26 protein-coding genes are annotated in these 22156 nt (G+C 71.4%); 17 read left to right on the forward strand and 9 right to left on the reverse strand.

Features of this window, described 5'->3' with window-relative positions; genetic code table 11:
* Complete coding sequence (gene glmU / locus KZ813_RS04090) at nt 1–1374, reverse strand: bifunctional UDP-N-acetylglucosamine diphosphorylase/glucosamine-1-phosphate N-acetyltransferase GlmU (protein WP_219753683.1); 1374 nt, start codon at nt 1372–1374, stop codon at nt 1–3.
* Between the two features lie 61 nt (nt 1375–1435).
* On the opposite strand from glmU, the gene KZ813_RS04095 reads away from it, so the two are divergent.
* The 12 genes from KZ813_RS04095 to KZ813_RS04150 all read left to right on the forward strand — a co-directional run bounded on the left by KZ813_RS04095 (nt 1436) and on the right by KZ813_RS04150 (nt 12599).
* Nucleotides 1436–2104, forward strand: a complete 669-nt coding sequence (locus KZ813_RS04095; protein WP_219753684.1) for an HAD-IA family hydrolase — start codon at nt 1436–1438, stop codon at nt 2102–2104.
* Nucleotides 2101–2508, forward strand: a complete 408-nt coding sequence (locus tag KZ813_RS04100; RefSeq protein WP_258046387.1) for a VanZ family protein — start codon at nt 2101–2103, stop codon at nt 2506–2508. Before KZ813_RS04095 ends, KZ813_RS04100 begins: the two co-directional genes overlap by 4 nt.
* Nucleotides 2505–3704: a sensor histidine kinase gene (locus KZ813_RS04105; RefSeq protein ID WP_219753685.1), complete on the forward strand. Its 1200-nt coding sequence runs from the start codon at nt 2505–2507 to the stop codon at nt 3702–3704. Before KZ813_RS04100 ends, KZ813_RS04105 begins: the two co-directional genes overlap by 4 nt.
* A 155-nt stretch (nt 3705–3859) precedes the next feature.
* Nucleotides 3860–4918, forward strand: a complete 1059-nt coding sequence (locus KZ813_RS04110; RefSeq protein WP_373369254.1) for a substrate-binding domain-containing protein — start codon at nt 3860–3862, stop codon at nt 4916–4918.
* The gene (pstC, locus tag KZ813_RS04115) at nt 4918–6294 is read left to right on the forward strand and encodes a phosphate ABC transporter permease subunit PstC (protein WP_219753687.1); all 1377 of its coding nucleotides are present in this window, start codon (nt 4918–4920) and stop codon (nt 6292–6294) included. Before KZ813_RS04110 ends, pstC begins: the two co-directional genes overlap by 1 nt.
* The gene (gene pstA / locus KZ813_RS04120; protein WP_308461776.1) at nt 6291–7586 is read left to right on the forward strand and encodes a phosphate ABC transporter permease PstA; all 1296 of its coding nucleotides are present in this window, start codon (nt 6291–6293) and stop codon (nt 7584–7586) included. The genes pstC and pstA overlap by 4 nt, the downstream gene beginning before the upstream one ends.
* Nucleotides 7586–8353 carry a phosphate ABC transporter ATP-binding protein PstB gene (gene pstB, locus KZ813_RS04125; RefSeq protein ID WP_219753688.1) on the forward strand — a complete coding sequence of 256 codons (768 nt, stop codon included), beginning with the start codon at nt 7586–7588 and terminating at the stop codon, nt 8351–8353. The genes pstA and pstB overlap by 1 nt, the downstream gene beginning before the upstream one ends.
* 17 nt (nt 8354–8370) lie before the next feature.
* Nucleotides 8371–9069: a phosphate signaling complex protein PhoU gene (gene phoU / locus KZ813_RS04130; protein ID WP_219753689.1), complete on the forward strand. Its 699-nt coding sequence runs from the start codon at nt 8371–8373 to the stop codon at nt 9067–9069.
* Nucleotides 9069–9761: a phosphate regulon transcriptional regulator PhoB gene (phoB, locus tag KZ813_RS04135; RefSeq protein ID WP_183943664.1), complete on the forward strand. Its 693-nt coding sequence runs from the start codon at nt 9069–9071 to the stop codon at nt 9759–9761. The genes phoU and phoB overlap by 1 nt, the downstream gene beginning before the upstream one ends.
* A gap of 248 nt (nt 9762–10009) precedes the next feature.
* Nucleotides 10010–10528, forward strand: coding sequence for a hypothetical protein (locus KZ813_RS04140; protein WP_219753690.1), 519 nt, complete (start codon nt 10010–10012; stop codon nt 10526–10528).
* A gap of 79 nt (nt 10529–10607) precedes the next feature.
* Complete coding sequence (locus KZ813_RS04145; protein WP_219753691.1) at nt 10608–11507, forward strand: SDR family NAD(P)-dependent oxidoreductase; 900 nt, start codon at nt 10608–10610, stop codon at nt 11505–11507.
* A gap of 66 nt (nt 11508–11573) precedes the next feature.
* Nucleotides 11574–12599 (forward strand): hypothetical protein, encoded by a 1026-nt coding sequence (locus KZ813_RS04150; protein WP_219753692.1) that lies wholly within the window; start codon nt 11574–11576, stop codon nt 12597–12599.
* 26 nt (nt 12600–12625) lie between these two features.
* On the opposite strand, the gene KZ813_RS04155 is transcribed toward KZ813_RS04150, so the two are convergent.
* Nucleotides 12626–12967, reverse strand: a complete 342-nt coding sequence (locus KZ813_RS04155; protein WP_219753693.1) for a DUF2794 domain-containing protein — start codon at nt 12965–12967, stop codon at nt 12626–12628.
* Nucleotides 12967–13653 (reverse strand): serine O-acetyltransferase EpsC, encoded by a 687-nt coding sequence (epsC, locus tag KZ813_RS04160; protein WP_219753694.1) that lies wholly within the window; start codon nt 13651–13653, stop codon nt 12967–12969. The genes KZ813_RS04155 and epsC overlap by 1 nt, the downstream gene beginning before the upstream one ends.
* A gap of 197 nt (nt 13654–13850) precedes the next feature.
* On the opposite strand from epsC, the gene KZ813_RS04165 reads away from it, so the two are divergent.
* Complete coding sequence (locus KZ813_RS04165; protein ID WP_219753695.1) at nt 13851–14621, forward strand: sulfite exporter TauE/SafE family protein; 771 nt, start codon at nt 13851–13853, stop codon at nt 14619–14621.
* Nucleotides 14622–14659: 38 nt separating this feature from the next.
* Here the strand turns inward: KZ813_RS04165 and ahpD are convergent, their stop codons facing one another.
* On the reverse strand, nt 14660–15181 hold the full coding sequence (ahpD, locus tag KZ813_RS04170) for an alkylhydroperoxidase, AhpD family (protein ID WP_219753696.1): 522 nt from the start codon (nt 15179–15181) through the stop codon (nt 14660–14662).
* A 126-nt stretch (nt 15182–15307) separates the two neighbouring features.
* On the reverse strand, nt 15308–15853 hold the full coding sequence (locus KZ813_RS04175; RefSeq protein WP_219753697.1) for a peroxiredoxin: 546 nt from the start codon (nt 15851–15853) through the stop codon (nt 15308–15310).
* Between the two features lie 141 nt (nt 15854–15994).
* Here KZ813_RS04175 and KZ813_RS04180 point away from each other — a divergent pair, with 141 nt between their 5' ends.
* Complete coding sequence (locus tag KZ813_RS04180; RefSeq protein ID WP_219753698.1) at nt 15995–16897, forward strand: hydrogen peroxide-inducible genes activator; 903 nt, start codon at nt 15995–15997, stop codon at nt 16895–16897.
* 289 nt (nt 16898–17186) lie between these two features.
* Nucleotides 17187–17858 carry an energy transducer TonB gene (locus KZ813_RS04185; protein WP_219753699.1) on the forward strand — a complete coding sequence of 224 codons (672 nt, stop codon included), beginning with the start codon at nt 17187–17189 and terminating at the stop codon, nt 17856–17858.
* Nucleotides 17859–17993: 135 nt separating this feature from the next.
* Here the strand turns inward: KZ813_RS04185 and KZ813_RS04190 are convergent, their stop codons facing one another.
* The 3 genes from KZ813_RS04190 to pgsA are packed head-to-tail and all read right to left on the reverse strand — an operon-like array spanning nt 17994 to nt 19245.
* On the reverse strand, nt 17994–18425 hold the full coding sequence (locus KZ813_RS04190; RefSeq protein WP_219753700.1) for a molybdenum cofactor biosynthesis protein MoaE: 432 nt from the start codon (nt 18423–18425) through the stop codon (nt 17994–17996).
* Entirely contained in the window at nt 18422–18673 is a 252-nt protein-coding gene (moaD, locus tag KZ813_RS04195; protein ID WP_219753701.1) for a molybdopterin converting factor subunit 1, read from the reverse strand. The genes KZ813_RS04190 and moaD overlap by 4 nt, the downstream gene beginning before the upstream one ends.
* A gap of 5 nt (nt 18674–18678) precedes the next feature.
* Nucleotides 18679–19245, reverse strand: a complete 567-nt coding sequence (gene pgsA, locus KZ813_RS04200; protein ID WP_183921418.1) for a CDP-diacylglycerol--glycerol-3-phosphate 3-phosphatidyltransferase — start codon at nt 19243–19245, stop codon at nt 18679–18681.
* 130 nt (nt 19246–19375) lie between these two features.
* Here pgsA and KZ813_RS04205 point away from each other — a divergent pair, with 130 nt between their 5' ends.
* Complete coding sequence (locus tag KZ813_RS04205; RefSeq protein WP_219753702.1) at nt 19376–20671, forward strand: MFS transporter; 1296 nt, start codon at nt 19376–19378, stop codon at nt 20669–20671.
* 474 nt (nt 20672–21145) lie between these two features.
* Here the strand turns inward: KZ813_RS04205 and KZ813_RS04210 are convergent, their stop codons facing one another.
* On the reverse strand, nt 21146–21319 hold the full coding sequence (locus KZ813_RS04210) for a hypothetical protein (protein WP_219753703.1): 174 nt from the start codon (nt 21317–21319) through the stop codon (nt 21146–21148).
* Between the two features lie 95 nt (nt 21320–21414).
* On the opposite strand from KZ813_RS04210, the gene KZ813_RS04215 reads away from it, so the two are divergent.
* On the forward strand, nt 21415–21939 hold the full coding sequence (locus tag KZ813_RS04215) for a gamma carbonic anhydrase family protein (protein WP_219753704.1): 525 nt from the start codon (nt 21415–21417) through the stop codon (nt 21937–21939).
* The last annotated feature ends 217 nt before the right edge of the window (nt 21940–22156 follow it).

A 22156-nucleotide genomic window follows, 5' to 3' on the forward strand; every position in this document is an offset into this window, starting at 1 on the left:
CTATTGGCCGCCCTTCTTCGCCTTCATCGACGCGCGGAAGCGCGCCGCCCAACCCGCGCGCTCTTCCTGCCGACCTCGCGCCAAGGCAAGTGAATCCTCCGTAACATCCCGGACAATAACGGATCCTGCGGCGACGATGGCACCGTCGCCGATCGTCACCGGCGCCACTAGCGCCGAGTTGGAGCCGACGAACGCGCCCGCGCCGATCACCGTCCGGTTCTTGAGATAGCCGTTGTAGTTGCAGGTGATCGTGCCGGCGCCGATATTGGCCTTGGCCCCTACCTCGGCGTCACCGATGTAGCTGAGGTGGTTGGCCTTGGCGCCCGCGTGCAGCACCGCGTTCTTCACCTCGACGAAATTGCCGACCTTGGCGCCCGCCTCCAGCACCGCGCCCGGGCGTAGCCGCGCGTAGGGGCCGACCTCGACCCCGCCCGCCACGGTCGCGCCCTCGATGTGGCTGAAGGCGTGGATCGTCGCGCCGTCCGCCACCGTGACGCCGGGGCCGAAGACGACGTTCTGCGCGATCGTCACGTCGCGGCCGACCACGGTATCGTGCGCGAACCACACCGTCTCAGGCGCCAGCAACGTCGCGCCCTCCGCCATGGCGCGCGCGCGGCGCGCCCGCTGCCACGTCGCCTCGACCGCGGCGAGCTCGGCGCGGCTGTTGACGCCGGCGACCTCGTCCGCCGCGGCCTCGATCACCGCGGCGCGGCCCGACAGCTCCACGACGTCGGTGAGGTAATATTCGCCCGCAGCGTTGGCGTTGCCGAGCCGCGCGAGCAGCCCGAACAGCCGCTCGCCGCGCACCGCCATCAGCCCGGTGTTGCACAGGTCGACCGCACGCTCGGCGGCGCTGGCGTCCTTATACTCGACGATCTTCTCGAGCCGGTCGCCGCCGGGCGCGACGATCAGCCGGCCATAGGCGCCCGGGTCGGCGGGGCGGAAGCCGAGCACCACCACCTCGGGTGTGTCGGCGGCGTGGAGCCGGTCGAGCATCGCGCGCATCGTCGCCGCGTCCACCAGCGGCACGTCGCCGTAGAGGATCAGCACGTCGCCGTCGAAGCCCGCCAGCGCGGCCTCGGCCTGCCGCACCGCGTGACCCGTGCCGAGCTGCTCCGCCTGGTGCGCGGTGGCGGCGCCGAGCGGCACCACCGCCGCCTCGACCTGCTCGCGCCCGGCGCCGACCACCACCACGGTGCGCTCGGGCGCGAGCGTCGCGGCACTGGCGAGCAGGTGGAGCAGCATCGGCCGTCCCGCGATGGGATGCAGCACCTTGTGCAGATCGGACTTCATCCGCGTGCCCTTGCCCGCGGCGAGGACGACGATGGCGACGGGGGCGGCGGGGGCGGCGGCGACGGGCGGCTGGCTCGACATGGGGGTGCCCTGCCACCCTTTGCTTGCCAATTCCAGTGCGAGGCGGCAACGCGACGCGCGCATGACCTCCTTCCCCTTCCCGATCGTCGGCTTCGACCTCGACGGCACGCTGCTCGACACCTCGGGCGATCTCACCGACGCGGTGAACCACGCGCTGGCCTCGGTGGGTCGGCCGACGCTGACCGTCGCGCAGGTCAAGCCGATGATCGGGGGCGGCGCTCGCCACATGCTCGCGCAGGGCATGGCGGCGACCGGCGGCTGCTCGGAGGAGGAGCTGGCGGTGCTGCACCGCCGGCTGCTCGACCATTATGAGGCACATCTCACCGTCCACACCCGACCCTACCCGCACGTGATCGGGGCGCTCGACGCGCTCGAGACGCGGGGCGTGCGGGTGGCGGTGGTGACCAACAAGCTCGAGCATCTCGCACGCCGGGTGCTCGACCAGCTCGGCCTGATCGATCGCTTCGTGACGATCATCGGCGGCGACACGATGGGGCCGGGCAACGGCAAGCCCTCGCGCCTGCCGATCGACGCGATGGTCGAGCGCTGCGGCGGCGGCCGCGCGGCCTTCGTCGGCGACTCGATCTACGACGTCCAGGCCGCGCACGCCGCGGGGCTGCCGGCGGTGGCGTGCAGCTTCGGCTTCCTGATGCAGCCGGTCGAGGAGCTCGGCGCGGACGCGATCATCCACGGCTTCGACGACCTCATCCCCACCCTGGAGCGGCTATGACCGAGACCACGCTGGCGCAGGTGCGCCCGCTGTTCCTGTGCGCACTGATCGTGGCGACGGTCGGGGCGGTGACGCTGGCGCTGATGCCGCACCCGCCGCACGTCGCCGACGTGAGCGACAAGTGGCAGCACATGTTCGCCTTCGGCACGCTGACGATCCTGTCGGTGCTGGCCTTCCCGGCGACCTCGCTGCTGCGGATCGGCGAGCGGATGTCGTTCCTCGGCGCGCTCATCGAGGTCTTCCAGTCGATCCCCTCGCTCCATCGCGACTGCGACGTGATGGACTGGCTCGCCGACACGCTGATCATCGTCGCGGTGCTGGCCGTGATCGTCGTGGCGCGCCGCGTGTCCGCGCGCGCGCCCGCTGCCCAGCCGCGACGATCTGCGCTACACCGGCGCGCGTGATCGACGAGATCCCGCTCCGCACCTGGCTCGCGGCCACGATCGCGGCCGCGACCGCCGCGGTCGTGCTCGTGCTCTCGGGCGACTATCAGACCGCGCTCGCCGCGCTGGCGGGCGGCGCCGCGCTGGTGGTGATCATCGCCACCATCCCCGACGAGCTGCCCGCCGACGCCGTGCCCGAGCCGGCCCGCGCCGAGGTGCCCTACGAGGCCGCGTTGGAGGCGATCGCCGAGCCCGTGCTGGTGCTGCGCGCCGGTCGCGTGGTGGTCGCCAACGCCGCGGCGCGCGCGCTGCTCGGCCAGCATATCCTGGGCGAGGACGCGCGAGTCGCGATCCGCCATCCCGGCGCGGCCGAACATCTCGCCGAGGGCGCCGAGCATCCCGTCGACCTGGTCGGCATCGGCACGCTCGACCAGCGCTGGCAGATGCGCACCGCCGCGCTGGGGCCCGAGCTGCGGCTGGTCCATCTCGTCGACCAGACCGGGCAGTATGCCGCCGAGCGGATGCGCGTCGACTTCGTCGCCAACGCGAGCCACGAGCTGCGCACACCGTTGGCCTCCATCCTCGGCTATGTCGAGACGCTCGCCGACGCCGCCGGGGAGGACCCGGGGCTGCGGCAGCGCTTCCTCGGCATCGTGTTCGACGAGGCGCGACGGATGGAGCGACTGGTCGAGGACCTGATGAGCCTGTCGCGGATCGAGGCGGAGAAGTTCCGCCTGCCGCGCGCCGAGGTCGACCTCGCCGAGCTCGTGCAGGACGCGTGCGACACACTCTACACCACCCATGGCAACCGCGGCGACGATATCCGGCTGGAGCTGGCCGACGACGTGCCGCGCGTAATCGGTGATCAGGCGCAACTATCGCAGCTGGTCCACAATCTCGTCGGCAACGCGATGAAATACGGTCGTGCCGGCACGCCGGTGGCGGTGGCGCTCAGCGGCATCGACCGCAACGTCTGCCTCGTCGTCGCGGACCAGGGCGAAGGGATCGCGCCCGAGCATCTGCCGCGCCTGACCGAGCGCTTCTACCGCGTCGACCCCGGCCGCAGCCGCTCGCTCGGCGGCACGGGTCTGGGGCTCGCGATCGTCAAGCATATCGTCGAGCGGCACCGCGGGCGGCTCGACATCACCAGCCAGGTCGGCGCCGGCACGCGCGTGGCGGTGACGCTGCCCGCCGCCGCGTCCGTGCCACTGGCCTGAGGTCGGCACCGGCGCCGCTGGTCCTAGGTCGCGCCGGCCGCGGCTGTCATGAAGACGTAACTCACGTGTCACATTGGCGGCGCCATCGGGGCCGCCGTGTCGGCCGCCCGCTCGGGGGAATGATGTCGCGCCTCGTCCACGCGCTCGCGGCCAGGATGCCGGCGACGCTGCCGCACGCCGTGCTGGCGGCGACGGCGCTCGGCGCGCTGGGCGGGTGCGTCGACCAGGCCGCGGGCGGCGGCGCGGGCTCGCGCGACCAGATCCGCATCGTCGGCTCCTCCACCGTCTATCCCTTCACCACGCTGGTCGCCGAGCAGTTCCTCGCCAACACGCCCGGCGCCAAGCCGCCGGTGATCGAGTCGACCGGCACGGGCGCGGGGATGAAGCTCTTCTGCGCCGGCATCGGCGCGGCGCACCCCGACATCGAGGACGCGTCGCGGCGAATGCACCGCTCCGAATATGAGGCGTGCGCGCGCCACGGGGTCGACGGCGTACTCGAGGTGCAGGTCGGCATCGACGGGATCGCGCTGGCCGAGTCGCTGCGCGGCCCCGGCATGGCGCTGACCGCGACCGACCTCTATCGCGCGCTCGCCGCCGCGCCCGGCGGGCGCCGCAACAGCGCGCGGCTGTGGCGCGACGTCGACCCGGCGCTGCCCGCGATCCCGATCCAGGTCTACGGGCCGCCGGCGACGAGCGGGACGCGCGACTCCTTCGTCGAGCTGATCATGGCGCCGGGCTGCGAGGCGGTCGAACCCGACACGCGCGCGCTGCGCGAGCGCGCGCCCGAGCTGTTCGCCGCGCGTTGCCACCGGCTGCGCGACGACGGCGCCTATATCGACGCGGGCGAGAACGACAATCTGATCGTCCAGAAGCTGCGCGCCAACCCCGACGCGATCGGCATCTTCGGCTACGCCTATCTCGAGGAGAATGCGGGGGCGGTGCGCGGCGTGACGCTCGGCGGGGTCGCGCCCAGCTACGCGACCATCGCCGACGGCAGCTATCCCGGCGCCCGGCCGCTCTACCTCTACGTGAAGAAGGCACACCTGCGCGCCATCCCCGGGCTGCGCGCCTTCCTGCACCAATATGCCGCTTTGTGGGACCGGCAGGGACCGCTGGTGCGCCGCGGGCTGATCGCCTCGCCGGAGCCGGTGCAGCGCCGCGCGGCCGCGGTGATCGCGAACGAGGTCGCGCTCGACCCGGCGGCGCTGCACTGATGTCGCCGCTCGCGCTCGCCTTCGTCATCTGCGCGCTGGCGCTGATCGGCTGGGTGACCGCGCGCGCGCGTGCCGCGCGTTTCCGCCGCGCCACCGCGCGCCGCTTCAGCTCGCTGCCGCAGCACCACGGCTGGTTCGTCGCGATGGGCACGCTGCTGCCCGCGCTGCTGTTCCTCGTGATATGGCACCTCACCTCGCCGGCGCTGGTCACCGAGGCGGTGCTCGCGACCCCCGGCGCCGCGACGCTGCCCCCGCCCGGGCTCGACCGCGCCGCGATCCTGGCCGAGGCACGCAATCTCGCGGCGGGGCGCGGCTACGGCGCCTTCCACCCGCTGTCCGAGCGGCTCGCCCCGGCCTATGCCGCGGCGCAGGCGCGCTACGATTGGATCGCCACCTCGGCCGCGCTGCTGCTCGCCTTCGCCGGCGGGGCGCTGTCGTTCCTGCGGGTCCGCCCCGGCTTCTCGGCGCGCACGCACGTCGAGCGAGTCATCATGGGCGCGCTGCTCGGCGCGTCGCTGATCGCGATCGTCACCACCATCGGCATCGTCGTCTCGCTGCTGCTCGAGAGCGCGCGCTTCTTCCGCGTCGTGCCGATCACCGACTTCCTGCTCGGCACGCATTGGAGCCCGCAGGTGATCGACCCGCGCGACCCCGGCGCGACGCTCGGCGCGGTGCCGCTGTTCTGGGGCACCTTCTTCGTCGGCGCGATCATCGCGATGGCGGTGGCGATCCCGTTCGGGCTGATGAGCGCGATCTACCTGACGCAATATGCCCGGCCGGCGACGCGCCGCTGGGTGAAACCGCTGCTCGAGATCCTCGCCGGGGTGCCCACCGTGGTCTACGGCTATTTCGCCGCGCTGACGGTGGCGCCGGCGGTGCGCGACCTGGGCGTCGCGCTGGGGGTGAGCTGGGCCTCGTCGGAGAGCGCACTCGCCGCGGGCGCGGTGATGGGGGTTATGATCATCCCCTTCGTCTCCTCGATGGCGGACGATTCGCTCAGTGCCGTGCCCGCGTCGATGCGCGACGGCAGCCTGGCGATGGGTGCGACCAGCTCGGAGACGATCAGGAAGGTATTGGTTCCCGCCGCGCTGCCCGGCGTGGTCGGCGGCGTGCTGCTGGCGGTGAGCCGCGCGATCGGCGAGACGATGATCGTGGTGATGGCCGCCTCCGGCGTGGCGACGCTGACGCTGAACCCCTTCGCCAGCACCACCACCGTGACCAAGCAGATCGTCGACCTGCTCACCGGCGAGGCGGCGTTCGATTCCGCCAAGACGCTCGCCGCCTTCGCGCTGGGGTTGACGCTGTTCGTCATCACCCTGCTGCTCAACGTCGTCGCGCTGATCGTGGTGCGGCGCTATCGCGAGGCCTATGAGTGAGTGACTCGCTCGTCCCCGGGGCGCCGGTGAGCGCCGCCGCGCCCGCCGAGCGGCGCCCGACGGACTGGCGCACCGCCGCGATGGAGCGGCGCGTGCGCCAGCGCTACGCCGCCGAGCGGCGCTTCCGGCTGCTCGGGCTCGCCGCGGTGGTCGCCTCGGCGGCGTTCCTGCTGTTCCTGCTCGCCTCGATGGTGGCGCGCGGCGCAGGCGGCTTCGTGGAGACGCGGATCGCGCTGCCGATCGACCTCGCCCGCGCCGGGCTCGGCGTGACGCCGGCGCAGCTGCGCGGCCCGCGCGCCGACCTCGCGCTCGCCGGTGCCGGGCTGGAGGCAGCGGTCGACTCCGCCGCCGCGGGCGCTTTCCCGCGGTCCGGCGGCCCGGCGCTGCTCTCGGACGCGGCGTGGCTGCGCGTGCGCGAGGCGGTGAAGCGCGACCCCAGCCTGCTCGTCCGCCGCGCCACGATCGACGTGCCGGTCGTCTCCCGCCTCGACATCGCCTTCAAGGGCGGCGGCACGCGCGCCGACCGCGCGGTGGCACGGTCGCTCGCGCCGCGGCTCTCGCGCGGGCTCAATCTCGATTTCCTCGCCGGTGCGGACTCGACCGACCCGACCCGCGCCGGCATCTGGGGCGCGCTCAAGGGCTCGCTGCTGACCATGGTGGTGACCCTGCTGCTCGCCTTCCCTATCGGGGTGCTCTCGGCGCTGTACCTCGAGGAATATGCGCCGCGGAACCGCTGGACCGACCTGATCGAGGTGTCGATCAACAACCTCGCCGCGGTGCCCTCGATCATCTTCGGGCTGCTCGGGCTGGCGGTGTTCCTCGGCACCTTCCACATGCCGCGCTCGGCCGCGGTGGTGGGCGGGCTCACGCTCGCGCTGATGACCACGCCCGTGATCGTGATCGCGGCGCGCCACGCGATCGGCGCGGTGCCGCCCTCGATCCGCGACGCCGCGCGCGCGCTCGGCGCGTCGCCCGTGCAGGTGGTGTTCCATCACGTGCTGCCGCTGGCGCTCCCTGGTATCCTGACCGGCACGATCATCGGCATGGCGCGCGCGCTCGGCGAGACCGCGCCGCTGCTGATGATCGGCATGCGCGCCTTCATCGCCGCCCCGCCCGAGCGGCTGACCGACCCGGCGACCGTGCTGCCGGTGCAGATCTTCCTGTGGTCCGACGACGTGCAGACCGGCTTCATCGAGAAGACCTCGGCCGCGATCATCGTGCTGCTGGTCTTCCTGCTGGCGATGAACGGCCTCGCCATCTACCTCCGCAACCGCTTCGAGACCCGCTGGTGATGAGCAACGCCCCGCCCAAGATGACCGCGAGCGGTGTCGACGTCTTCTACGGCGCCAAGCAGGCGATCCGCAACGTCAGCATCGACGTGCGCCAGGAGGACGTCACCGCCTTCATCGGCCCGTCGGGCTGCGGCAAGTCGACTTTCCTGCGCACGCTCAACCGCATGAACGACACGATCCCCGGCGCGCGCGTGTCCGGCGAGATCCGGCTCGACGGCGAGGACGTCTATGCCAAGGCGATGGACGTGGTGCAGCTGCGCGCGCGGGTCGGCATGGTGTTCCAGAAGCCGAACCCCTTCCCCAAGTCGATCTTCGAGAACGTCGCCTATGGGCCGCGCATCCACGGCCTGGCGCGCTCCAAGGCGGACCTGGCGCAGATCGTCGAGCGCTCGCTCACCCGCGCCGGGCTGTGGAACGAGGTGAAGGACCGGCTCGGCGACTCGGGCACCGCGCTCTCGGGCGGGCAGCAGCAGCGACTCTGCATCGCGCGCGCGATCGCGGTCGATCCCGAGGTGATCCTGATGGACGAGCCGTGCAGCGCGCTCGACCCCGTCGCCACCGCGCGGATCGAGGAGCTGATCCACGACCTGCGCGGGCGCTACGCGATCGTGATCGTCACCCACAACATGCAGCAGGCGGCACGGGTGAGCCAGCGCACCGCCTTCTTCCACCTCGGCCAGCTGGTCGAGTACGGCGACACGTCCGATATCTTCACCAACCCGCGCGAGGAACGGACGAAGGACTATATCACCGGGCGCTACGGCTGAGGGACGGGACGGGACGCATGGCGAACAGCCAGGAACATACGGTGAAGGCCTTCGACCAGGACATCGGCCAGCTGCGCGGGCTGATCTCGCAGATGGGCGGGCTGGCGGAGAGCGCGATCGCCGAGGCGATGGTGGCGCTGCAGCGCGGCGACGCCGACCACGCCGCGCGCGTCGCCGCGGGGGACCGCAAGATCGACGCGATCGAGGCCGAGGTAGAACGCACCGCGGTGCGGATCATCGCGCTGCGCGCGCCGATGGCGGACGACCTGCGCGAGGTGGTCGCCGCGCTCAAGATCGCGGGCGTGGTCGAGCGTATCGCCGACTATGCCAAGAACATTGCGCGGCGTGTGCCGCAGATCGAGAGCGAGCACCGCATCGATCCGATCTCCACCCTTCCCGCCATGGCCAAGATGGCGTCCGAGATGGTGCACAACGTGCTCGACGCCTTCGCCGCGCGCGATCCCGCGCGCGCGCTGGCGGTGTGCGAGAGCGACCGCGCGCTCGACGACTTCTACGACAGCATCTTCCGCACGCTCGTGACCTATATGGTCGAGAACCCAAAGACGATCAGCCAGTGCGCGCACCTGCTGTTCGTCGCCAAGAACCTAGAGCGGATCGGGGATCACGCCACCAACGTGGCGGAGATGGTCTATTTCGCGGCGACGGGGACGCGGCTGACCGAGCGCGACAAGCTTCATCACGGGGGTGAGATCTGATGGCCAAGGCCCGCATGCTGCTGGTGGAGGACGACGCCAGCCTCGCCGAACTGCTCGTATGGCATTTCACGCGCGAGCATTTCGCCGTCCAGCACACGATCGACGGCGAGGAGGCGCTGCTGATGGCGAAGGAGACCCCGCCCGACATCGTGCTGCTCGACTGGATGGTCGAGGGCATCTCGGGGATCGAGGTGTGCCGCCGCCTGCGCCGCGCACCCGAGACGCAGAACGTGCCGATCATCATGCTCACCGCGCGCGGCGAGGAAGAGGACCGCGTCCGCGGGCTCGAGACGGGCGCCGACGATTATGTCACCAAGCCCTTCTCGCCGCGCGAGCTGGTCGCGCGAGTCGGCGCGGTGCTGCGCCGCGTCCGTCCCGCGCTCGCCGGCGAGCAGCTCACCTACGCTGACCTCGAGATGGACACGGTCGGTCACAAGGTGCGCCGCGGCGGCGAGGTGGTGGCGCTCGGGCCGACCGAGTTCCGCCTGCTCAAGCATTTCCTCGAGCATCCCGGCCATGTCTTCTCGCGCGAGCGCCTGCTCGACAGCGTGTGGGGGCATGACAGCGACATCGAGAGCCGCACCGTCGACGTCCATATCCGCCGGCTGCGCAAGGCGATCAACGAGGGCGGCCGCCCCGACATCATCCGCACCGTCCGCTCCGCCGGCTACGCGCTCGACACGGGGCATTGAACCCCGATCACAGCTAGTTACTGCGGAAATGTTCGTGCTCGCGCGAGCGCGGGTGCCCGGGAAGCGGGACGGATGCGCCGCTGCCCCTGAGCTCCGGCACGCGCGGGGACACGAGACCTTAGCACGTGTCGCCGATGCCTCTTCTTCGGTGCGCCCGCGCAACGAGGGACCTTTTCTCGCCGCCGGATCGTTGCCCGACCCGCGTGACTTTACGCGTTTCTGATCGAACGCACGGCAGGAGAGAGAACATGAAGACGATCCTTCTGGCAGCAGCCGCCGTCATCGCCGTCCCGGCGATGGCGATCGCGCAGGACACCCCGCAGCAGACGCCGCAGACCGGCACGATGCAGCCCGACACCACCACCGCGCCCGATTCCACCGCGCCCGCGGACGCCGCCCCCGCCCCCTCGGCCGACACCACCGCCGATCCCGCGATGAGCCAGCAGCAGGCGCCGATGCAGACCGCGCCCTCGACCGGTGACGCCGCGATGCCGCCGTCGACCACCCCCGCCTCGCCGCAGCCGGCCGCCGGCGGCGCGATGGGCACCGAGACCGCCGGCGGCTACCAGCCCTCGCAGCCGGCGCTGTCGGGGACGCCGCAGCCGGGCGCGACCGTCCGTTTCCAGCCCGCCCCCTCGCCCGATCAGGCCTATCCGGCGCCCGCGCCCGAGGCCAACTACCCGGTCTGCAAGAAGGGCCAGTATGACGGCTGCATGCAGGCGAGCGACGCCGGCGGCAAGAAGCGCATGCGCGCGCGCCGTCGCTGATGCCGCGCCGGGGCGGGCTTCTCGCCCGCCCCGCACCTGACTAGGAAGGCGCTCCATCATCAGAGGGGGCGCCTTTTCCATGTCCATCCGCTTCGACGGCCGCGTCGCCATCGTCACCGGCGCCGGCGGAGGGCTGGGCCGCCACTATGCGATCGAGCTCGCGCGGCGCGGGGCGCGCGTCGTCGTCAACGATCTCGGCGCCGACCGGTCGGGCAACGGCGGCTCCGACGCGGCGCAGGCGGTGGTCGAGGAGATCCGAGCCCTCGGCGGCGAGGCGATGGCGAACGGCGCCAGCGTGACCGACTCCGCGCAGATGGACGAGATGGTCGCGCGCGCGGTAGAAGCATGGGGCGGCGTGCACGTCCTCATCAACAACGCGGGCGTGCTGCGCGACCGCACGTTCGCCAAGATGTCGCCGGAGGACTTCGCCTTCGTCGTCGGCGTCCATCTGATCGGCTCGGCCAACGCCACCAAGGCGTGCTGGGAGACGTTCCGCGCGCAGAATTACGGTCGCGTGCTGATGACCGCCTCCTCTTCCGGCCTGTTCGGCAATTTCGGCCAGGCCAATTACGGCGCGGCCAAGCTCGGGCTGGTCGGGCTGGCGCGCACGCTCCACCTCGAGGGCGCGCGGCACGGCATCCGCGTCAACACCGTCGCGCCCGTCGCCGGCACGCGCATGACCGAGGAACTGTTCCCCGCCGACGCCTACGCCGCCTTCGCGCCCGAGAAGGTCGCGCCCGCGGCGCTGTTCCTGGTCAGCGAGGAGGCCCCGAGCAACCAGATCGTCGGCGCCGGCGCGGGCGTGTTCCAGGTGAGCCAGATCACGCTGACGTCGGGCGTTCTGCTCGAGGGCGAGGCGCTGTCGCCCGAGGGCGTCGCGGCGCACTGGGCGGCGATCACCGACCGTGCCGGGGAGATCGTACCCGAATCCGGCGCGGCGCAGGCGATGCTGATCGGCGCGGCGCTCCGGCGCGGCTGAGGTGGCGACCCGCCTGGGTCACGCGCCGGGTTGCGCGCCACCAGCGTCGCGGCGACAGTCGCGCGCATGTACAGCGACAGCGACCTCGACCAGGCGGTGACCGCGGGCGTGATGCCCCCGCAGATCGCCGCCGCTTTCCGCGACCATGTCGCCGCCCTGCGCGCGACCCCGGCGGTGGACGAGGAGCATTTCCGTTTCCTCACCGGCTTCAACGACATCTTCGTCACCATCGCGATCACTCTGCTGCTGGTGGCGGTGGCGCAGATCGGCGGCGTGGTCGCCGACTGGGCAGGGGGTGCGGCGGTCGCGGCGACGTCCTGGGCGCTGGCACTCTACTTCACCGCGCGGCGACGCATGGCGCTGCCGAGCATCGTGCTGCTGCTCACCTTCGTCGGCGGCGTCGCCGCGGCGGTGCTGATGGCGGCGGACTCGCGCACGATCTTCGCCGGTGACCGGACCGGCGCGATGACCGGCAGCGCGGCGGCGGGGCTGGCGGCGATCGGCGCCTGGGCGCATTGGCGCCGCTTCCACGTGCCGATCACCCCCGCCGCCGGCGCGGCGGCCGGGGTGGGCCTGGTCATCAGCTTGATCCTCGCGGCGCTGCCTGCCGCCGAGCATTTCACCTGGGCGATGCTGCTCGTCGGCGGCGTCGCGGTGTTCGGCTATGCGATGCGCTGGGACATGAGCGACCCGCGACGCGAGACCCGCCGCGCTGACGTCGCCTTCTGGCTCCACCTCGTCGCGGCGCCGATGATCGCTCACCCGGTGTTCCGGCTGCTCGGCGTGTTCGAGGACCAGCTCGCGCTCGGGACCGCGCTGATCGTCCTGCTGCTCTACCTGCTCTCCGCGCTGGTCGCGCTGGCGGTGGACCGGCGCGCGCTGCTCGTCTCGAGCCTCATCTACGTGCTCTACGCCCTGTCGACGCTGATCCGCACGAGCGGCGCGGTCGAACTCTCCGCCGCGCTGACCGCGCTGGTGATCGGGGCGGCGCTGCTGTCGCTCTCGGCCTTCTGGCAGACGATCCGCGCCGCGCTGGTCCAGCGACTCGGCGCGGCGGCGCACCGGCTGCCCCCCGTCCATCACGCGGGGTGACGGGCATTGCGCCGGACGCGCGCTCGCTATTCCTCCACCAGTTTCATCAGCCGCCGCTCGACCGGGGCGAGCACCGGGCCGAGTTCATGCCCGCGGCGGATCACCTGCCCCGCCTCGCCGACGAGCGCCCACATCCCCTGGCGCTGACGCAGCGCGGGTCGCTTCTCGATGCGGAACTCGGGGCGCTCGGCGGTGCGGCGGAAGGCGCTGAACACCGCGGCCTCGCGGCCGAGATCGATGGCATAGTCGCGCCAATGGCCCGCCGCGACCATCCGGCCGTACAGGTCGAGGATGCGGTTGAGCTCGAGGCGGTCGAAGCCGACCTGGTCGGGCCGCGCCGCGCCGGGAAAGGGCGTGACGCTCCCCATCAGGCGCGATCGCGCTCCGGTCGCTCGCCCTGCTCGGCGAGGAGCGCGTCCAGCCGCTTCTTCATCGCCTCGAGCTCGCAGCGCAGGATCTCCACCTTCTGCGTGGCGGGATCGAACACCTCGCTGCACGGCGTACCATAAGGCACGAAGCGCGGCTCTGGCGCGGCGCCCCCCTCCACCATCGTCGGGCGCGCCGGGATGCCGACCATCACCGCGCCGGCGGGCACGTCGCGCGTCACCACCGCGTTGGCACCGACGCGGGCGCGCGGGCCGACCAGGATCGGGCCGAGCACCTGCGCGCCCGAGCCGATGATCGCGCCGTCCGCGATCGTGGGGTGGCGCTTGCCCGCGACGCCGTTGTCGGGGCTGGTGCCGCCCAGCGTGACGCACTGGTAGATCGTGACGTCGTCGCCGATCTCGGCGGTCTCGCCGATCACGACGAAGCCGTGGTCGATGAAGAAGCGCCGGCCGATCCTGGCGCCCGGATGGATGTCGATCGCGGTCAGCATCCGCGAGACATGGTTCACCACGCGCGCGCCGAGGAACCAGCGGCGGCGATACAGCCGATGCGCGACGCGGTGGAAGGCGAGCGCCCAGACGCCCGGATAGGTGAGTATCTCAAGCCGCGAGTGCGGGGCGGGATCGCGCGCGCGGATCGAGTCGAGATAATCGTTCAGTCGCGCCATCCGTGTCCCCGCCGGCTCCCCTGATGCGCCGGCGGCGCCGACGGTCGAGCATGATTGTCGGCCACAGATAAGGCGAACGCGCGGCGGTTTCCATAAGCAGCGCTTGGCCGCGCGAAACTCGAATTTCCTATCGCGGTTGTGGACGATAGACCAAGCCCCTAGCATCGCGGCCGCGGCGGGCGCGATCAGGAAGGTGCATGCAGACACTCACTCAGTTGGACATCGCCGGCCTCCTTCCGTTCATCGCCGTCGGTTTCGGTGCCCAGCTCGTCGACGGCGCGCTCGGCATGGCGTTCGGCGTGATCTGCAACACGCTGCTGGTGGCGGTGATGGGGGTGGCGCCGGCGCGCGCCTCGGCCAACGTCCATATCGTCGAAACCTTCACCACCGCGGTGTCGGGGATCAGTCACGCCTTCCACGGCAACATCGATCGGCGGCTGTTCCTGCGGCTGCTGATCCCCGGTGTGATCGGCGGGGTCACCGGCGCCTATCTGCTCACCAACCTCGACGGCAACACGGTCAAGCCGTTCGTGCTCGGCTACCTCATCGCGGTCGGCGTCTACCTGCTGATCCGCGGGCTGATGTTCCCGCCGGCGGTGAGCAAGCCCAAGGTGGTCGAGCCGCTCGGGCTGATCGGCGGCTTCATGGACGCGGCGGGCGGCGGCGGCTGGGGACCGATCGTCACCTCCAACCTGCTGGTCCAGGGCGTCGAGCCGCGCAAGGTGGTCGGCACAGTGAGCGCGGTGGAGTTCTTCCTGACCTCGGTCGTGTCGGCGACCTTCATCTATCATCTCGGCGTGAAGGATTTCGCCACCGCCACGATCGGCCTGCTGATCGGGGGCGTCGCCGCCGCGCCGCTCGGCGCCCTGTTCGCCAAGCGCATCCCGATGAAGGTGATGCTGGTGCTGGTCGGCACCGTGCTGACGATCACCAGCACCTACGGCTTCGTGCGCGCGGTGCTGATGTGATCTCGTCGCCCGGCGCGTGCGACGCGCCGGGCGACGCTTCAGGCGCTGACCGCGTGGACCGTGGCGACCGCCTTCATCACCGAGGCGACTCGCACCGCGGACTGGATCACCTCGGCGGTGATACCCGCCTTCTTGAGCACCTGCTCGTGGCTGTCGATGCACATGCCGCAGCCGTTCATCGCGCTGACCGCGAGGCTGAACAGCTCGAAGTCGACCTTGTCGATCCCCGGCGCCGCGATCACGTTCATGCGCAGCTTCGCGGGCATGCGCTGATATTCGTCGTTCCCGGCGAGATGGGTGAAGCGATAATAGACGTTGTTCATCGCCATCACCGCCGCGGCGGCGCGCGCCGCGTTGGCCGCCTCGGGCGACAGCTTCCCGGCCACCTCGGCCTCGGTCGCCTCGACCAGCGGCTTGTGCCCCGAACCGTGCGCGCAGGCGAGCAGCAGCCCGTATTTGCGCTGGTCGTTGAGCACCGTCTCGTTGAGCAGCGAACCGACGTTGAGCCGGATGTCCTTGGCGAAGTCGGGCAAGGTGCCCGCGAAGTCCTTGAGGGCCATGTTTCTCTTTCTCGGACGTCAATCGCCCCGGCGCGACCGTCCCCGCGCGCGCGCGAGGGATCAGCCGCCGCCGGGGCGACGGGGTAGTTGACGGAGGCGGGACGCCGGGCCCCGCCCCCGGATCGATCAGGCCGCGACCTGGAGGACGTCGTCGCCCTTGTTCCAGTTGCACGGGCACAGCTCGTCGGTCTGCAGCGCGTCGAGCACGCGCAGCGTCTCGGCCGGGTTGCGGCCGACGTTGAGGCCGTTGACCTGCACCGCCTGGATCACATTGTCCGGATCGACGATGAAGGTGGCGCGGAACGCGACATGCTCGTCCCTGTCGAGGATGCCGAGCGCGTCGGCCAGCTTGGCGCCGTTGTCCGCCAGCCAGGGGAAGTCGGCCGCGGCAAGGTCCGGATCCGACTTGCGCCACGCCAGGTGGACGTGCGCGGTGTCGGTCGAGGCGCCGATCAGCACCGCGTCGCGGTCCTCGAAGTCGCCCTTGATCTGGCTGTAGCCGACGATCTCGGTCGGGCACACGAAGGTGAAGTCCTTCGGCCAGTAGAACAGCACCTTCCACTTGCCGGGGTAGGCGGTGGTGAGGTCGAGCGTCTCGCCGGCGGGGAGCGCGCCGGTGCCCTGCTGGACGGGGACGGTGATGGCGGGGAACTGGTCGCCGATGGTCAGCATGGAAGCCTCCTGATGGAATATGGGCTTCAGCCATCCTCTCGGGGGCGGGCGGTGGACCGCCTCTCTTGCGGCGGCACTAAAAGGGTTCGCTTGATCGATCAAGTCGGTTATTGCTTCGACCTTGATCGATAGAGGCGATAAATGGCGGCGATCTACCTACCCACGCTGAAGCAGCTGCAATATCTCGTGGCGCTCAAGGACCACGGCCATTTCGGCCGCGCCGCGGAGGCGTGTTTCGTGACCCAGTCGACGCTGTCGGCGGGGCTGCGCGAGCTGGAGACGCTGATCGGCGTGACGCTGGTCGAGCGCACCCGCCGCGTGGTCCGCTTCACCCCGCTGGGCGAGCAGATCGCGACCAAGGCGCGCACCGTGCTGCGCGAGGCGGAGGAGCTGGGCGACATGGCGCGCGCCGCCGGGCGGCCGCTGTCCGGCGAGATGCGGATGAGCGTGATCCCGACGATCGCGCCCTTCCTGCTCCCGCGCGTGCTGCCGCGGCTCCGCCGCGACTATCCCGATCTCAAGCTGTTCCTCCGCGAGGAGCCGAGCGGCCCGGCGTGCGAGGCGCTCCACAACGGCCGCACCGACTGCGTGCTGCTGGCCCTGCCCTACGCGTGCGGCGAGGTGACGACGCTGCCGCTGTTCGACGACCATCTGTTCCTCGCGTTCCCGGAGGGCGAGATGCCCGCCACGCGCGCGGCGGTGAGCCCGGCCGAGATCGACGAGACGCGGCTGCTCCTGCTCGAGGACGGCCACTGCCTCAAGGACCACGCGCTGGCGGCGTGCAACCGCGCCGAGCTGCGCGCCGAGGCGACGATGCTGGGCACCTCGCTGCACACGATGGTGCAGATGGTCGACAACGGCCTGGGCGTGACGATGCTGCCCAAGATCGCGCTCGACGCGGGCATCCTGGACCATACCAACGTCGCCGCGCGCCCGCTCGACGCGGCTTATCCGGTGCGGACGCTGGCCCTGGTCTGGCGCCGCGCCTCGCCGCGCGAGCGCGATTTCCAGCTGCTCGGCGAGGTGCTCAAGGCGGCGGGGTGAGCGGCGGCGGGGGGGCACACGCCCTCGCCCGCGTCATCCTGAGCTTGTCTCAGGATTCACCGTTCGGCGAACGCTTCGGCTGCTGGGTGTGCGGCACAGTGTATCCTGAAACGCATCCAGGATGACGCCGCGCGGAGGGGGCGGCGGCCCGCCTGTCCCACTTCACGACCATAACGGGGCGAACCCCGGCTTGACCGCCCAGCGGCCGGGGCGCAGCCTCCTCGGTCCGGAGCTCGCCGATGGTCGGGCAAGATCGCCGCCACGGCACTCCAGGATGGAGGGTTGTCGCATGGCTTATGCAGACCGGGTCCCGAGTTCGAGACGCCTCACCACCTTTGCCGCGGTCGCCGCGATCCATGGCCTGATCGGCTATGTGTTCGTCAGCGGCATGGCGGCGAGCTTCGTGACGAGCGTGACCACCGAGCTGATCACGCACAACGTGCCGCTCGATACCCCGCCCCCGCCCGATCCCGCGCCGCAGCCCAAGCAGATGGCGCCGAAGCTACAGCCGACCGAGACGGTGGTCACACCCGAGCCGATCGTGCCGATCACGGCAGACAAGCCCTTCACGGTCGAGCCCGCCCCGCCGATCATCCCGATCACGCCCGCGACCGGCGGCGGGAGCGGCATCGTGGAGATCACCCCGCCCCCGCCGCCGCTGAGCAAGGCGGTCGGCGTGCGCGCGCGCGGCGACCGCAACGCCTGGATCACCACCGAGGACTATCCGCCCTCGTCGATCCGCGCGGGCGAGCAGGGCGTGGTCGCGATCGCGCTCCAGGTCGACGCCACCGGCAAGGTCAGCGACTGCAGCGTCACCGCGTCGAGCGGCCATGTCGCGCTCGACCAGGCGACGTGCCGGCTCTACCAGCGCCGCGGTCGCTTCACCGCCGCGCTCGACGACGCGGGGACGCCCGTCGCGGCGACCTACGTCGATCGCGTCCGCTGGGTGCTGCCCCGCTGAGGCGGGCGAACGAGCCTCACAAGACTGTTCCCCGGCGCAGGCCGGGGTCCAGTTGGGACGGCGCACATGGGTCTTCACCGGCGTCACCCGACCGGGCTCCGGCCTTCACCGGGGAACGGCAGCGGGCGATCGCGTCTACTGCCAGCGTGCCGCCGCCGCGTCGTCGCCGTCGCGCGCCTCGACCCAGCGCGCCGCGCCGCCGACCGTCTCGCGCTTCCAGAACGGCGCGTCGGTCTTGAGCCGGTCGATCAGATAGGCGCAGGCCTCGAGCGCCGCGCCGCGGTGCGGCGCGCAGGTCCCGACGAACACGATCCGCTCGCCCGGTGCCATCGGCCCGACCCGGTGGACGATCGTCGCCGCGGTGAGCGACCAGCGCGCGCGCGCGGCCTCCGCCAGCCGGACCAGCGCGGCCTCGGTCGCGCCCGGGTAATGCTCCAGCTCCAGCGTCGCGACGCCGTCGTCGCCGCGCACCAGGCCGGTGAAGCTCGCCACCGCGCCGTCGCGCTCGATCGCCGCGAGCTCGGCCGCGACGTCGATCGCGACGGGCGAGACCAGCACGCGGATCACCCGCCCGTCACCGGCGGGAAGATCGCCACCTCGCGCGCGCCCGCCAGCGGCGCCTCAAGCGGCACGAACACCTGGTCCACCGCGGCACGCAGCCGCGCCGGCTCGGCGAAAGCGGCGGCGTGGCGCTCGCTCGCGGCGGCGAGCCACGCGACCAGATCGGCCACCGTCGTCACCTCCGGAGGCGGCGTCACCTCCTCCTCACCGACGCCGACCCGCTCGCGCACCCAGGCGAAATACAGCAGCCGCACCGCGCTCAGTCCATGTGCCGCAGGCCGACGCGGAGATAGTCCCACCCCGTCACGATCGTCAGCGCCGCCGCGCCCCACAGGCTGGCGAGACCGACCTGGTGGACCCACACCGCCGCGGGCACCGCGCCCGACAGGATCAAGGCGCCCAGCGACACCAGCTGGAGCGTCGTCTTCCATTTGGCCAGGCGCGACACGGGCAGTGACACCTGCAGCCCGGCGAGGAACTCGCGCAGCCCGCTCACCGCGATCTCGCGCAGCAGGATTACCAGCGCGGCGATGATATGCACCCCGGTGATCACCGCGACGTCGTCGTGGCGCGTGCCCACCAGCATGAGGATCACCGCCGCGACCATGATCTTGTCCGCGATGGGATCGAGGAAGACGCCCAGTTTCGAGACGGTGCCCTGCGCGCGCGCCAGGTAGCCGTCGAAATAGTCGGTGATGCCCATGAGGCAGTAGAGGCAGAAGGCGATCGCGAAACCGGCCTGCCAGCTCGGCCACCACAGGAAGGCGACCAGCAGCGGCACCATGACGATCCGCGACAGGGTCAGGAGGTTGGGCAGCGACAGCATCGCCCGCCGACGTGGACCGCGCACGCCCGCGGCGCAACCCGCGCCCGCGAAAAACAGCGTTTGGAACGCGCGCGCCCAGGGGCTATGGCCGCGACAAGTACCAACTATCCGAAGGGCACGGGCCCGCGTCATGATCAATGCCCTCGGGCTGCTCAAGCGGCGGCGCTTCCTGCCGCTGTTCACCACCCAATTCCTCGGCGCCTTCAACGACAATCTGTTCAAGACCTCGATGGTGCTGTTCGCCACCTATGAGATCTTCGCCGACGAGACGCAGGAGAGCTTCTTCAACGCGCTCAGCGCGGCGCTCTTCATCCTGCCCTTCTTCCTCCTCTCGGCGCTGGCGGGGCAACTCGCCGACACGATGGACAAGGCGCGCATCATCCGCATCGTTAAGACGGTGGAGATCGCGATCATGGCGGTCGGCACCGCCGGGCTGATGCTGGCGCGCACCGGCGCGGTGACGCTGCCGCTGGTGCTGATGCTCGCCGCGGTGACAGGGCTGGGCGTCCACTCGACCTTCTTCGGGCCGATCAAATATGCCATCCTGCCGCAGCATCTCGACGAGGACGACGTGCTCGGCGGCACCGGCCTGGTCGAGGCCGGCACCTACCTCTCGATCCTGCTCGGCACGATCGTGGCGGGCTTCGTCTATCGCTCGACCACGCTGGTGGCGGCGCTGACGATCGCGGTCGCGCTGCTCGGCTGGGCCACCGCGCGCGCGGTGCCGCCGGCGCCGCGGCTCGGGCCGAAGCTGGCGGTCGACCTCAACCCGTTCCGCGCCTCGTGGCGGCTGATCGCGGGGACGATGCACATCCCGCGGCTGTTCCTGGCGATCTGCGCGATCAGCTTCTTCTGGACGATCGGCTCGGTGCTGATCATCGTCTTCCCGCCGCTGGTGAAGAACGTGCTGACCGCGGACGCGAGCGTCGCCAGCCTGGTGCTGGCGGTCTTCTCGGTCGGCGTCGCGATCGGCTCGGTGGTGATCAACCTGCTGCTGCGCGGCCAGATCTCGGCGCGCTTCTCGCCCGCGTCGGTGATCGCGATGGGCCTGGCGGTGCTCGGCTTCTGGTGGGTCGTCGGGCTGTGGACACCGGCGCCGCGCGGGCATCTGTTCGACATGACCGGCTTCCTGCACCAGCCGCACGCCGCGCTCGTGCTGCTGGCGCTGCTCGGCGTCGCGATCTTCGGCGGCATGTTCGTGGTGCCGCTCTACGCCTTCCTGACGACCACCGTGACCAAGGACCATACGGCGCGCACCGTGGCGGCGAACAACGTCGTCAACGCCGGCGCGATGACGATCGGTTCGGTGGTGGTCGCCGCGATCACCGCGCTGGGCGTGACGCCGTCGCAGCTGCTGCTGGTGGTGGTGGGCATGTGCGTCGTCTCCGCCTGGATCGCGCAGCGGCTTCACCGCGCCTGCGACTGAGGCGGCGCCGCCGTGGCTCGACCGTCGCGCAGGTTGCGAGGCGGCGCGCGGTTCGCCTCGCAGCACCCTGTCCTCGTTCGAGAAATTCCGTACGAGGGCCGGCGCGGCCCGGTGTCGTCGATCGCGCGAATGTTGCGAATGTTGAGTCGCTGGCGGGGATCGCGCCAACGTTGAGTCGCCCGCGGCCGAAGGGGACCGTCACCGGCGTGAGTCGTCGCGCACGACCGCAAGCGATGAGAAAGAGCGCGGCTGCGTGACGTGGCAGAGCGCGCGCGTGTAGGACAGCGCGTGATCGAGCGCGGGCTCGGCTCGCGGGCCGCGCGACGCAGCCCCGGCTTGGCCGTCAACCCTGAGAAGAGTTCAGGATGGCGCCGAGGGCATGCGGCCAATCGCCCACCGCCGAGCTCCCCCGTGGCGACCGCGACAGGCGAGACGCGCCATATCGCGCCACGAGGCGTCGCCCGTACGTCGCGTTCAGGCGATCAGCGTGTAGAAACAGGTGAAGAAGGCGGAGAAGCTCAGCAGGAACAGCTTCGCGTCCTCGCGGCCGCGCGCGCTGGCGGCGGCGACGAGCGGCGGGGGCGGCGGCAGCAGCCGGCGGAAGGGGTGGCGAGCGCCTTCATTGGTGAGGACGAGTCTGCGTTCCATGACTATGCTTTAACGCGATATTTACGTTTGAGACCACGACCCTCGTGCCGCGCGCGCTTCCCGCCGCGGGACAGCGGCGACAGGAGAGACGAACGATGCCGCTCTACGCCTTCAAGGGACAGCGGCCGACGCTCGCCGCAGGCGCCTGGGTGGCGCCCAGTGCCGACGTGATCGGCGCGGTGCGGCTGGGCGAGGACGTCGGCGTCTGGTTCGGCGCGACAGTCCGCGGCGACAACACCGACATCGTCGTGGGGGCGCGGAGCAACGTGCAGGAGGGCTGCACGCTCCACTCCGATCCCGGCGCGCCGCTGATCGTCGGCGCCGACTGCACGATCGGCCATCGCGCGATCCTGCACGGTTGCACGCTGGGGGACCGCGTGCTGATCGGCATGGGCGCGATCGTGCTCAACCGCGCCGCGATCGGCGACGACTGCCTCGTCGGCGCGGGCGCGCTGGTGACCGAGGGCAAGATCTTCCCGCCGCGCAGCCTCATCATCGGCAGCCCGGCGCGCGCGGTGCGCGCCCTCGACGACGCCGCGGTGGCGGCGCTGCGCCTCTCGGCGGCGCATTATGTCGAGAACGCGCGCGCCGCCGCGGCGACGCTGGAGCGATTGGATTAGAGGTAACCTGGCCGGCTTGTCCTCACCATCCGCCCGCACGCCCCTCGGCGACAGCGTCCCCGACGCTCGCCGTCGGACTGCTTTCCCGCGACCGCGCGAACCCAGGGCCGGGCAGAACGGCGGCGCGCGACGCTCGGGGCTGCTGGACGCCCGCGCGCGCGGGAGCACGACGCGCGCTCGCGGCGCGATCCTCCCGGCGGCGGAGGATGGCCGACGC

The sequence above is a fragment of the Sphingomonas folli genome (genome assembly GCF_019429525.1).
GTDB classification, from domain to species: domain Bacteria; phylum Pseudomonadota; class Alphaproteobacteria; order Sphingomonadales; family Sphingomonadaceae; genus Sphingomonas; species Sphingomonas folii.